Consider the following 11,330-nt stretch of genomic DNA (forward strand, 5'->3'; position numbering starts at 1 on the left):
GATCGCCATACACTGAGCCACCCCGCAGAACCCCAATTCAATACAGTTGCGCTACGAGGCGAAAACTCTACAAACTTCAATCCTTTCGTCTGTTGCTTCACTCCGCCGCTTCCTCCGAAATCCCGGCCATCATCAATCCCAGCCGGCGCTCGGTCGCCTGACCGGCGGGGATCTCGCCGACGAGGTGGCCGTCGAACATGACGAGGATGCGGTCGCTCAGCGCCAGGATTTCGTCCAGTTCCACCGACACCAGCAGGATCGCCTTGCCGGCGTCGCGCAGTTCCACGAGGCGGCGGTGGATGAACTCGATGGCGCCGATATCGACGCCGCGCGTCGGCTGGCCGATCAGCAGGACGTCGGGATTCCGCTCGATCTCGCGGGCCAGCACGATCTTCTGCTGGTTGCCGCCGGAGAAGTTGGCTGCCGGCAGGTCCGGCAGGGGCGGGCGCACGTCGTAGCTTTTCATCTGCGCGCGGCAGCGGTCGAGCATCGCGCCGTGGTCCATCAGGATGCGCCCGTTGTAGCGGGAGTCGTCCTGGTATCCCAATACCGCGCATTCGCTGGCGGAGAAGGAGGTGACGAGGCCGACCTTCTGGCGGTCTTCCGGCACATGGGCGATGCCGGCCCGGCGCAGGTCGCGCGGGTTGTAGATGGACCTGCCGCTGATCTTCTCGCCATGGACGCGGACCGATCCGCCGGCGATGGGAAGGATGCCGGCCAGCGCCTCCAGCAGTTCGGACTGGCCGTTGCCGGAAACGCCGGCGATGCCGACGATCTCGCCCTCCCGGACGTTCAGGCTGACTTCCTTGACGCGCAGGACTCCGGTGGAGTCCACGACCTTAAGCGCCCGCACGTCGAGCACGACGGCGCCCGGCTCCGCCGGCTTCTTGTCCACCCGCAGCAGCACCTTGCGCCCGACCATCAGTTCGGCAAGCTGTTCGCGGCTGGTGGAGGCCGTCTCGACGTTGGCGACCACTTCGCCCCTGCGCATCACGGTGACCGTATCGGTCAGGTCCATGATCTCGCGCAGCTTGTGGGTGATGATGACGATCGTCTTGCCTTGGTCGCGCAGCGCCCGGAGGATGCGGAACAGGTGGTCGGCTTCCTGCGGGGTCAGGACGCCGGTCGGTTCGTCCAGGATCAGGATGTCGGCGCCGCGATAAAGCGCCTTGAGGATTTCGACGCGCTGCTGCAGGCCGACCGGCAGGTCGCCGACGACGGCGTCAACATCGACGTCCAGCGCGTATTCATGCTCCAGCCGCTCCAGTTCCCTGCGGGCTCGGCCGAGGCCTGGGGCCAGGGTGGCGCCGCCCTCCGCTCCGAGCAGGACGTTTTCGACCACCGTGAAGGTGTCCACCAGCATGAAGTGCTGGTGGACCATGCCGATGCCGGCGGCGATGGCGTCGCGCGGCGACCGGATGTCGGTGATCCGGCCATCGACTTCCACGGTGCCGCCGTCGGCGCGCAGATAGCCGTAGACGATGCTCATGATCGTCGATTTGCCGGCGCCGTTCTCACCGATCACGCCATGGATGCTGCCCCGGCGGACGGTCAGGGAAACATCCTTGTTGGCGTGGTTGGCGCCGAACCACTTGTTGACGCCGGTGAGCCTCAGGGCGGGCGGATGGCTCCCGGCCGGCCCGTTGTCCAGGCCGCCTTGCGCGATGCTGTCGGTCATTCCGCCCGCTCCCGGTTTGCTGCTTGCCAGTTTACTGCTTGTACGGCTGGACCTGGATTTCGCCCGCGACGATCTTGGCCTTGGCGGCTTCCACTTGTCTCTTCATGTCGTCGGTGACCAGCGACTTGTTGTCGTCGTCCAGCGAATAGCCGACGCCGTCTTCCTTGAGGCCGAGGACGCGGGAGCCCGCCTGCCAGGAGCCTTCCTTGGCCGACTTCATGCAGTTGTAGACCGCGACGTCGACCCGCTTGATCATGGAGGTCAGGACCGAGCCGGGATGCAGGTGGTTCTGGTTGCTGTCGACGCCGATCGACAGCTTCTTGGCGTCGGCCACCGCCTGGAGGACGCCGATGCCGGTGCCGCCGGCCGCCGCGTAGATCACGTCGGCGCCCCGGTCCATCTGGCTCTTCGCTAGTTCGCCGCCCCGGGTCGGGTCGCGCCATGCGGCCGGCGTCGTGCCGGTCATGTTCTGGAAGATCTCGGCCTGCGGGTTGGCGTGCTTGACGCCCTGCTGGTAGCCGGTCGCGAAGTTGCGGATCAGCGGGATGTCCATGCCGCCGACGAAGCCGACCTTGCCTGTTTTGGACGCCAGCGCCGCCATCATGCCGACCAGGAACGATCCTTCATGCTCCTTGAAGGTGATGGACTGGACATTGGGCCGTTCGACGACGCTGTCGATGATGCAGAACTTGGTGTCGGGAAATTCCTGCGAGACCTTTTCCATGGCGCTCGCCTGGGCGAAGCCGACGCCGACGACGACGTTGGCGCCGCGCCTTGCCATGGTGCGGAGCGCCTGCTCGCGCTGGGCTTCCTGGGTGACTTCGAACTCGCGGTACTCGATCCCGCTTTCCTTCTTGAAGCGTTCGGCGCCGGCATAGGCCGCTTCGTTGAAGGACTTGTCGAACTTGCCGCCCATGTCGAAGACGATGGCGGGCTGGAAGCTCTGGGCCTGGGCGGTACCGATGGCAGCGCCGCCGGTCATGGCGGCGGTGACGGTACAGACCGTGATGGACAAGGCGTGAAGCAAGCTTTTCATCGTTTCCCATCCGCTCCCTTGATTCTTCGCGCAATTTCATCGCGTGGGTCAAACATAGCGTCGGATTTCAAAAGGTTACAGGGGGAACATGGTTTCGGGGCGTCCGGAATCGTCATCCGCTTGTCATTCGCATCACAGTCGGATTGTCACCTTCATGCTCTAATTCTGTTGTCAGATACGTGGGCATTCCGTTGCGGCTCAGAGGGGTTCCATGTCCGTTCACCTTGCCGAAGGCTCGACCGTCTCCGACCCGCTTGCCGAGGATCAGGCCAAGGATCAGGAATACACCTGGCTGGAAGAGCTGGCGAATACCGTGACCCATGGGATCGGCGCCGTGCTGGCGGTCCTGGGGCTGGTGGCGCTGATGGGTCTGGCCGTCGTCAGCGACGACGTCAGGGTCATGATCAGCCTCACCCTTTACGGGGCTACCCTGGTCCTGCTGTATCTGGCCTCGACCCTGTACCATGCGATCCGGCACAAGCCGACCAAGCTGATCTTCAAGACCTGCGACCATGCCGCGATCTTCCTGCTGATCGCCGGCACCTACACGCCCTACTGCCTGCTGGTGCTGGACGGCGCCTGGGGCTGGACGCTGTTCGCGGTGGTCTGGAGCATCGCCGCCTTCGGCGTCGTCTTCAAGATCTTCCACACCAACCGCTACGCCCGTCTCTCGCTGATGCTGTATCTCGCCACCGGCTGGATCGGGGTACTGGCGATCGGACCGATCGTCGAGAACATGGAAACGACGGGGCTCCTGCTGCTGGCGCTGGGCGGGCTGGCCTATACCAGCGGTGTCGCCTTCTTCGTGTGGGAGAGCATGCCGTTCAACCATGCGGTCTGGCATCTCTTCGTGCTGGCCGGCAGCACGTGCCACTTCCTCTCGATCTACTATTATGTCGCCCAGGGGGCGGTCGCGGCCTGAACTTTCCGGCAATGATTCCCGATGATCCAATGGCTGCCGGACGTCGGGGCTTGCCCCGGCATGCACCCGGCGTACAAGATCGGGTCACAGACAGTTGCGGGAGGAAACAATAACATGATCGCCACAATCGCGATGCCCAAGCTGATGCTGATCGGCGGCGGTTCCATCGCCCAGGTCGCGGAGACGCTGGGCCGGCTGGGGGTCGGGCGGCCGCTGGTCGTGACCGATCCCTATATGCGCGACAGCGGCTCGGTATCGAAGCTGACCGACCTGCTGGAAAAGGCGGGCATCCCGTTCGAGGTCTTCGCCGACACCGTGCCGGACCCGACGACCGATGTGGTCTACGCCGGGGCGAAGATCCTGGCCGAGGGCGGCTTCGACGGCATGATAGCGCTGGGCGGAGGCTCGCCGATCGACACCGCCAAGGCGATGGGCGTGATGGCGGCCAACCCGGGGAAGATGCGCGACTACAAGGTCCCGAACGTCATCCCGAACATGAGCATGCCGCTGCTCGCGATCCCGACCACGGCGGGCACGGGGTCGGAGGTGACGAAGTTCACCGTCATCACCGATACCGAGACGGACGAGAAGATGCTGATCGCCGGCAACGGCGTGATCCCGCAGGCCGCCATCGTCGATTTCGAACTGACGCTGAGCTGTCCGTTCCGGCTGACCGCCGACACCGGCATCGACACGCTGACCCATGCGATCGAGGCCTATGTCAGCCGCAAGGCCAACCCGTTCTCGGACTCGATGGCGCTCGCCGCGATGGCGCGGGTGGCAGGCCACCTGCGCACCGCCTGCTTCGAGCCGGCCAACCGGCAGGCGCGGGAGGAGATGATGCTGGCGGCCAACCAGGCCGGCATCGCCTTCAGCAACGCTTCCGTCGCTCTGGTCCATGGCATGAGCCGGCCGATCGGCGCGCATTTCCATGTGCCGCACGGCCTGTCCAACGCGATGCTGCTGCCGGCGGTGACCGCCTTCTCGCTGCCGAAGGCGGCGCGGCGCTATGCCGACTGCGCCCGCGCCATGGCCGTGTGCCCGCACGATGCGGACGACGAGGCGGCGGGCATGGCGCTGCTGGAGGCGCTGGGCGACCTCAACTCCGACCTGAAGGTGCCGACGCCGAGGGACTACGGCATCGACGAGCAGCGCTTCATGTCGCTGTTGCCGCTGATGGCGCAGCAGGCGCTTGGGTCGGGCTCGCCGGCCAACAATCCGCGCGTGCCGACGGAGGAGGAGATCGTCAGCCTTTACCGGGACGTCTACGCGGGCTGAGCGCAGGCTGAGGAGGAGTGGAGAGCATGTCCGAGGAAAAGCCGGACTGGCGCGAGCAGGGCGTACGCGTCGTGCGCGGCGGTCAACTCGATACGAACACGCCGCAGACGCCCGGCATGAACAGGGCGGCGGCGATCAACTACGCCCGCGTCGGCGCGCAGAAGCTATGGGCCGGCACAGTCAAGATCCATCCCGACGCCAAGACGGGCGCGCACCATCATGGCGAGCTGGAAAGCGTGATCTACGTGGTGCGCGGCCGTGCCCGGATGCGCTGGGGCGACGCACTGGAGTTCACCGCCGAGGCGGGACCCGGCGACTTCATCTACGTCCCGCCCTTCGTCCCGCACCAGGAAATCAACGCCAGCGCCGACGAGGCGCTGGAATGCGTGCTGGTGCGGAGCGATCAGGAAGCGGTGGTCGTCAACCTGGACATCCCCATGGTCGAGCAGCCGGAGACCGTCGCCTGGGTCGATCCGATCCATAGGGGAGCGGAATAGGAAAGGGCCGGAAACTCCGGTTTCCGGCCCTTGTCTTTCGATTACGCCCGGCCATAGGTGTCGGTCAGGCGGACGATGTCGTCCTCGCCCAGGTAGGAGCCGGACTGGACCTCGATCAGGTTCAGCGTCACCTTGCCGGGGTTCTCCAGGCGGTGGACGGCGCCGAGCGGGATGTAGATCGACTCGTTCTCGCGCAGCAGCACCTGATCGGCGTCGCGGGTCACCAGGGCGGTGCCGTTGACGACGACCCAGTGCTCGGCCCGGTGATAGTGCTTCTGGAGCGACAGGGTGGCGCCCGGCTTGACGGTCAGGCGCTTGACCTGGAAGCGCTCGCCTTCGTGCAGGCACTGGTAGAAGCCCCAGGGACGATGGACGCGGCTGTGGATCTTCGCTTCTGGACGGCCTTCCTTCTTCAGGCGCTCGACCACCTTCTTGATGTCCTGCACCTTGTCGCGGCTGGCGACCAGGATCGCGTCGTCGGTGGCGACCACGACCACGTCGTCCAGCCCGACGACGGCGGTCAGCACGCCTTCAGAGCGGATGTAGCAGTTGTTGGCGTCCTCGGTCATGACGTCGCCGATGGTGACGTTGCCGTCCTCATCCTTGGCGCCGATGTCCCACAGGGCCGACCACGCGCCGACATCGGTCCAGCCGATGGTCGCCGGCACGACGACCGCCGCGTCGGTGCGTTCCATCACCGCGTAGTCGATCGAGATGCTCGGTGCGCGGCCGAAGGCTTCGGGGTCGAGGCGGAAGAAGTCGAGGTCGCGCGAACCCTTGGATATCGCGTCGCGGCAGGCGGCCACGATGGCCGGCTCGAACTTTTCCATCTCGGCCAGCAGCTTGGCGGCGGAGAACAGGAACATGCCGCCGTTCCAGAAATGCCCGCCGGCGGCCAGCATGTCCTGCGCGGTTTCCATCTTCGGCTTTTCGACGAAGGCATCGACCTGGAACACGCCCGCATGGCCGGTCAGCTCGGCGCCCTGGCGGATATAGCCGTAGCCGGTTTCCGGCTGGGTCGGCGTGATGCCGAAGGTCACGAGGTTGCCGGCGGCAGCCGCACTCGCGGCGGCGTCGATCGCCTTGTTGAAGGCGTCGCCGTCCCGGATGACGTGGTCGGCCGGCAGCAGGAGCAGCAGGGCGTCCGGGTCCTGTTCGGTAATGATCAGGGCCGCGACGGCGGCGGCGGCGGCGGTGTTGCGGCCGACCGGCTCCAGCGCGATGGCGAACGGCGTCACGGCGATCTCACGCAGCTGTTCCGCGATGACGAAGCGATGCTCGTCGTTGCAGATCACCAGCGGAGCCGCGAAGCGCTGGCCCACGACGCGGCGCACCGTGTCCTGAAGCATGGTCCGCTCACCGACCAGCGGCAGAAGCTGCTTGGGATAGCTCTCGCGCGAAATCGGCCAGAGGCGCGAGCCCGACCCGCCGGAGAGGAGAACGGGATGAATGGTCTTGGGAGTATTCATTGGAGGCATGATCTCTGCTCGTCCGTTTCTGAGCGACACAATGCAGTAAAAGTCCGCGGATTTCAGCGATTTTTCGGGTAGTCTCCGGGGGCGTTACGGCGTATCGCAAGCTGGTCAAGCCGTTCGATCACCGATTGTACCGGAATGTCCGTCATGGACTCGCCTCCAAACTCCTGAGCTGTAATCACTCCGCCGCGCGTGACCTTCGGTTGGAACTTCTCGGATGGGGTCGGGCCGAACAAAGTGATTAGCGGCGCATCCGCCGCACCGAACATATGGCTGACGCCGCTGTCGTTCGCCAGTGCCGCCGCGAAACGGCGGGCTAGGGCGATCGTCCGAAGCGGCGTGAAGCCGTCGCCCCAGAGGGCGGTATCCTGCTCGGGGAACAGCGCCGTGGGGACGGCTTCGCGGATAGGGACCAGCCAGTCCAGTTCGTCGGGACCGAGGATGAAGACGGGTACCCGGCCGCGCTCCGCCTGGGCGGCGGCGACCGCGACGAAGCGTTCCAGCGGCCAGCACTTGAAGCGTTTGCCGGCGCCGGGCGCCAGACCGATATAGTCCGGGCCGGGCGGCAGCGCCGCTTCCGCCTTGGCGGTGAGGTCTTCCGGCAGCCGCAGTTCGGCCTTCGATGCGGGAACGTGTCCGGATGCCAGCGCCAGCAGCTCGTTCAGGCGGTCCACCATGTGGGGAGGCCGGACCCGGCCAGGGGCCGGCTTGCGGTCGGACAGCCGGAAGTTCGCCGCCGGCGAGATGAACAGGCCGTGCGGCAGCCGGCGCAGCGTCAGGGTCCGCCAGAGCGTCGTCTGGGTGTCGATGATGATGGAGAAGCGGTCGCGCCAGGGCAGGGGGAGAAGGACCCCGGCGGGGCTGTGGCCGATCCCGCTGTCCTGGCGGAACTCGTCGATCAACCCGTCCATGACGGGCTGGAGCTTGCCGGCGTAGACGGTCCGTTTGGTCGTGATCCAGGTAATCCGCGCCGACGGCCATGCAGCCCGGAGCGCCCGCACGAAGGGTAGCTTGTAGAGCCCGTCGCCGATGATCTCTTCATAGCTGAAGACGGCGACGCTGTCGGGGGATGTCCCGGCCATAATGAGTTGGCTACTGGACGCGTCAGTAGGCGGCGTAGGATTTTTCCTCCACGATCGCGCTGTCCAGCAGCTCGTTGATCCGGCGCTTGACGGCGGCGCGCTTGTCGTTGGTGACGTAGACGGCGCGAGCGTTCTCGATGAAGGCGGGGCCGAAGTCGCGGGCGCGCTCGAGGTCGCGGATGTCGTCCTCGATCTTCCACAAGCTCTCGTTGATCGTCTTCAACTGGGCGGTCAGGTCGGTCAGGGCGTCGCTCGGCGGAACTTGTTCGGCCAGGACGCGGGCCAGCACGTCGTACTCGTGCGATACGTTGCGCAGCTTGGCCGGGTCGCTGATGTTGGCTTTCTTGATCTCCAGAATCGTCAGTTTGTCGATCAACTCGCCGGGAGCCACTTCGATCAGGATTGCCATCACATCGTTCCTGGTTTGCCGTCAATGTCCATGCCGCTTCCTAGCACAGCGGAAGCGGGCTCGCCAATGCGCGGTGACTGGCCAGGCGAAACCTTGAGATAGAGCCGCCGGGCGGCGGCTTCCACCGCATCGACGGTGATGCCGGTCATCAGGGATAGCCCTGCCTTCATCGCTTCCGGTATCCGCGCTTCCAGGCCCTCGAATGGCTCCGGCGCCTGGACGTAGTCGGAGCGCTCGCCCCAGGGGCGGTAATGGTGGGCAGGAGTCGGGCCGAACAGCCCCAGCGTGGGAACGCCTGCCGCGGCCGACAGGTGCATCTGGCCGCCGTCGTTCCCGATATAGAGCGCGCAGCGCTGGAGGCAGGCGGCGGCGGTCAGCAGCGGCGTGTTGCTCATCAGGTCGATCCGGCGGGCCGGATCGACGGCGGCCAGCACCGGCTCGGCCTGGGCGCGTTCGGCGGGGGAGCCGATCACGGCCACCCTGCCGCCCGGCAGGATGCCGCCGGGGCCGGTCAGCCGGACGGCCAGTTCGGCGAACCGTTCCGACGGCCAGCGCTTGTGTTCGTGGGTGGAACCGGGACCGAGCGCCAGGACGGGCGGGCCGTCGGGGATCAATTCCGCCGCCGCGGCGCGGTCGGCGTCGCCCGGCCACAGGCGCGGGTCGGGCGGCGGGTCGAGGCGGAGGACGCGGCCGATCTCCTCGACCCGGTGCAGCCGCTTGCCGCGCACCCGCTCGACCCGGCGGACCTGCCCGGCCCGGAGCAGGCGGGAAACCGCCGAGTTGCGGAGGTCGATCACGAGGTCCCAGCGGGTGCCGACCGTCATCAGCCAGAGGTCCAGCCAGTGGCGGTGGTGCTTGCGCTTCTCCAGGACGATGACGCGCTCTATCTTGGGCGTATGGGCCAGCAGCGGCACGATGATCTTGCCGCAGACCACTGTGATGCGGGCGTCGCGGTGGGTGTCGATCAGATATGCCAGCAGGCCGCTCGACAGGATGAAATCGCCGATCCGGCTGTTGCCGATGAACAGAATGCGCAATGCGTGCCTCCGGATACCCAATGGCGGACCATAGCCGCCCGGCGGCCTCGCGCCAAGAAGTCACCTTGTCAAAGTGCCGCCGTATCAATACGTGAGGGATGCCCTTTCCCTAGGCTCCGGCGGAGCGAGTCCCATGTCCATGAACTATGTCACCCTGCCATCGCGCGGAATCCTGGCCATCGACGGCCCGGACCGCGCCGCCTTCCTTCAGGGGCTGGTGTCCAACGACGTTACCTTTGCTGGGCCATCGCGCGCCATCTACGCCGCCTTCCTGACGCCGCAGGGCAAGTACCTGCACGACTTCCTGATCGTTGAACTGGGCGGGAAACTGCTGATCGACTGCGAAGTCGCGCGTCTGGCGGACCTTCAGCGCCGGCTGAAGATGTACAAGCTGCGCTCCAAGGTCACGCTGGAGGACGTCAGCGCACAGTATTCGGTTACGGCGGCGTTCGGACCGGGAGCGCTGGAGGCGCTCGGTCTGCCGGGCGAGGCTGGAGCTGCGGCGGAACTTGGCGGCGGCGTCGTGTTCGCCGATCCCAGGCTGCCGGCCTTGGGTGCCCGCGCCATCCTGCCGCGCGGCACGGAGGCATCCGTCCTGGAGGCAGCGGGGTTCAGGGCGGCCGAGGTTGCCGATTACGACAGGCTGCGGCTTGAAGCGGGCGTGCCGGACGGCAGCCGCGACCTGATCGTGGAGAAGGCCATCCTGCTGGAGAACAACCTGGATGAGCTTAACGCCATCTCCTGGCAGAAGGGCTGCTACATGGGGCAGGAGTTGACCGCCCGGACCCGCTATCGCGGGCTGGTGCGGAAGCGCCTGTTCCCGGTGATCGTGGAAGGCACCCTGCCGGAGCCGGGTACGACCGTGATGCTGGGCGACAAGGAAGCGGGAGAGATGCGGTCGGGCAGCGGCGACAGGGCGCTGGCACTGCTGCGGCTGGAGGAGATCGAGCGGGCACGAGCCGAGGGAACCCCGCTGCTGGCCGGCGACGCCAAGCTTACGCCGGTCAAACCCGGCTGGGTCAATTTCTGATTTTTGGCCTGAAAGGGCGCAATCATTGCCTTTTGGGCGTGTTGAAAGGAGGCATCGACGCCAGCGAGGCGTCAGGGTGAGATATCAAGGAGCTATTCGATGCGTAAGGAACTGATCGGCGCCGCCTCGGCCTTGGCCTTGATGACGGGCGCCGCGTTCGCGCAGGGTACTTCCGCGACCGATCCGACGACCAGCAACCCCGCGACGCCGCCCTCGGCTATGGAGAGCGCTCCGGCTCCGGCCAACTCGCCGGTGGTCAGCGAAGGCGGCGCCACGGGGTCGGCGGCCAGCGCCGCCAGCGCCGAGGGGCTGATGGGCAAGAACGTGGTCGGCAGCGATGGGGAGAAGCTCGGTTCGGTCGAGGATGTGATCGTCGATCCGGCTTCGGGCGAAGCGAAGCAGCTGGTGATCTCCAGCGGCGGTTTCCTGGGAGTCGGCGCCAAGCAGATCGCGGTCGACTTCTCCCAGGCACAGATCGGCATGGACGAAGACGGCGACGATCCGCAGATCAAGCTCAACGGCATTACGCAGGCCGACGTGGAAGGCATGCCGGAGTTCGAGTACAGCGACACCATGACCTCACTGTCCCGAGGCACCGACACGGGTGCTACGGGAGGGACGTCCGGGACCATGACCCGGCCGAGCGGCGGCACGGGCGCTACCGGAGCGCAGTAACCCTCGCACAGCGGGTCATCAAGAGCCAGGACGTTCCAGGGGACCGACAAACCCTGCGTGCGTTCCTGGGAACCCCCGAGGCATCGTCTCGGGGGTTTTCCTGCGTCTGGGGCTTATACCGAGAGCCGGTGAAATCGATCTGTGCGGATACCTTCGCTGCGTAGGTCGTGCTAAAGCGAAGCGGCAGCCGACATAGACGCGCCTGCTTGTC

11 protein-coding genes are annotated in these 11,330 nt (G+C 66.2%); 5 read left to right on the forward strand and 6 right to left on the reverse strand.

All coding sequences use genetic code 11. From position 1 onward, the window contains the following. Window positions 1-97 precede the first annotated feature (97 nt). The gene (locus AC5JJ6_RS23740) at window positions 98-1,678 is read right to left on the reverse strand and encodes an ABC transporter ATP-binding protein (RefSeq protein WP_496044425.1); all 1,581 of its coding nucleotides are present in this window, start codon (window positions 1,676-1,678) and stop codon (window positions 98-100) included. A 31-nt stretch (window positions 1,679-1,709) separates the two neighbouring features. Further along, window positions 1,710-2,714, reverse strand: coding sequence for a BMP family lipoprotein (locus tag AC5JJ6_RS23745; protein WP_496044426.1), 1,005 nt, complete (start codon window positions 2,712-2,714; stop codon window positions 1,710-1,712). A gap of 211 nt (window positions 2,715-2,925) precedes the next feature. Here AC5JJ6_RS23745 and trhA point away from each other — a divergent pair, with 211 nt between their 5' ends. The 3 genes from trhA to AC5JJ6_RS23760 all read left to right on the forward strand — a co-directional run bounded on the left by trhA (window position 2,926) and on the right by AC5JJ6_RS23760 (window position 5,411). Beyond that, window positions 2,926-3,636 (forward strand): PAQR family membrane homeostasis protein TrhA, encoded by a 711-nt coding sequence (trhA, locus tag AC5JJ6_RS23750; RefSeq protein ID WP_496044427.1) that lies wholly within the window; start codon window positions 2,926-2,928, stop codon window positions 3,634-3,636. A gap of 114 nt (window positions 3,637-3,750) precedes the next feature. Beyond that, the gene (locus tag AC5JJ6_RS23755; RefSeq protein WP_496044428.1) at window positions 3,751-4,914 is read left to right on the forward strand and encodes an iron-containing alcohol dehydrogenase; all 1,164 of its coding nucleotides are present in this window, start codon (window positions 3,751-3,753) and stop codon (window positions 4,912-4,914) included. Window positions 4,915-4,940: 26 nt separating this feature from the next. Further along, window positions 4,941-5,411, forward strand: coding sequence for a cupin domain-containing protein (locus tag AC5JJ6_RS23760; protein WP_496044429.1), 471 nt, complete (start codon window positions 4,941-4,943; stop codon window positions 5,409-5,411). A 41-nt stretch (window positions 5,412-5,452) separates the two neighbouring features. On the opposite strand, the gene AC5JJ6_RS23765 is transcribed toward AC5JJ6_RS23760, so the two are convergent. Genes AC5JJ6_RS23765 through AC5JJ6_RS23780 form a run of 4 tightly spaced genes read right to left on the reverse strand, consistent with a single transcriptional unit; the run spans window position 5,453 to window position 9,414 of the window. Continuing rightward, window positions 5,453-6,889, reverse strand: coding sequence for a mannose-1-phosphate guanylyltransferase/mannose-6-phosphate isomerase (locus tag AC5JJ6_RS23765; protein WP_496044430.1), 1,437 nt, complete (start codon window positions 6,887-6,889; stop codon window positions 5,453-5,455). A 53-nt stretch (window positions 6,890-6,942) separates the two neighbouring features. Next, window positions 6,943-7,968: a glycosyltransferase family 9 protein gene (locus AC5JJ6_RS23770; RefSeq protein ID WP_496044431.1), complete on the reverse strand. Its 1,026-nt coding sequence runs from the start codon at window positions 7,966-7,968 to the stop codon at window positions 6,943-6,945. A 22-nt stretch (window positions 7,969-7,990) separates the two neighbouring features. Beyond that, window positions 7,991-8,377: a DUF6165 family protein gene (locus AC5JJ6_RS23775; protein ID WP_044432229.1), complete on the reverse strand. Its 387-nt coding sequence runs from the start codon at window positions 8,375-8,377 to the stop codon at window positions 7,991-7,993. After that, window positions 8,377-9,414, reverse strand: coding sequence for a glycosyltransferase family 9 protein (locus AC5JJ6_RS23780; protein ID WP_496044432.1), 1,038 nt, complete (start codon window positions 9,412-9,414; stop codon window positions 8,377-8,379). Before AC5JJ6_RS23780 ends, AC5JJ6_RS23775 begins: the two co-directional genes overlap by 1 nt. Before the next feature lie 133 nt (window positions 9,415-9,547). Here AC5JJ6_RS23780 and ygfZ point away from each other — a divergent pair, with 133 nt between their 5' ends. Both ygfZ and AC5JJ6_RS23790 read left to right on the forward strand, forming a co-directional pair. Beyond that, window positions 9,548-10,444, forward strand: coding sequence for a CAF17-like 4Fe-4S cluster assembly/insertion protein YgfZ (ygfZ, locus tag AC5JJ6_RS23785; protein ID WP_496044433.1), 897 nt, complete (start codon window positions 9,548-9,550; stop codon window positions 10,442-10,444). Window positions 10,445-10,543: 99 nt separating this feature from the next. After that, the gene (locus tag AC5JJ6_RS23790; protein ID WP_496044434.1) at window positions 10,544-11,119 is read left to right on the forward strand and encodes a PRC-barrel domain-containing protein; all 576 of its coding nucleotides are present in this window, start codon (window positions 10,544-10,546) and stop codon (window positions 11,117-11,119) included. The last annotated feature ends 211 nt before the right edge of the window (window positions 11,120-11,330 follow it).

This window comes from Skermanella sp., assembly GCF_059503625.1.

Bases quoted from the DNA above. Each gene is read 5' to 3' on its own strand.
- AC5JJ6_RS23760 (WP_496044429.1), top strand. From the start codon at position 4,941: ATGTCCGAGGAAAAGCCGGACTGGCGCGAGCAGGGCGTACGCGTCGTG.
- AC5JJ6_RS23790 (WP_496044434.1), top strand. From the start codon at position 10,544: ATGCGTAAGGAACTGATCGGCGCCGCCTCGGCCTTGGCCTTGATGACG.
- AC5JJ6_RS23755 (WP_496044428.1), top strand. From the start codon at position 3,751: ATGATCGCCACAATCGCGATGCCCAAGCTGATGCTGATCGGCGGCGGT.
- trhA (WP_496044427.1), top strand. From the start codon at position 2,926: ATGTCCGTTCACCTTGCCGAAGGCTCGACCGTCTCCGACCCGCTTGCC.
- ygfZ (WP_496044433.1), top strand. From the start codon at position 9,548: ATGTCCATGAACTATGTCACCCTGCCATCGCGCGGAATCCTGGCCATC.
- AC5JJ6_RS23775 (WP_044432229.1), bottom strand. From the start codon at position 8,377: ATGGCAATCCTGATCGAAGTGGCTCCCGGCGAGTTGATCGACAAACTG.
- AC5JJ6_RS23765 (WP_496044430.1), bottom strand. From the start codon at position 6,889: ATGCCTCCAATGAATACTCCCAAGACCATTCATCCCGTTCTCCTCTCC.
- AC5JJ6_RS23740 (WP_496044425.1), bottom strand. From the start codon at position 1,678: ATGACCGACAGCATCGCGCAAGGCGGCCTGGACAACGGGCCGGCCGGG.
- AC5JJ6_RS23770 (WP_496044431.1), bottom strand. From the start codon at position 7,968: ATGGCCGGGACATCCCCCGACAGCGTCGCCGTCTTCAGCTATGAAGAG.
- AC5JJ6_RS23745 (WP_496044426.1), bottom strand. From the start codon at position 2,714: ATGAAAAGCTTGCTTCACGCCTTGTCCATCACGGTCTGTACCGTCACC.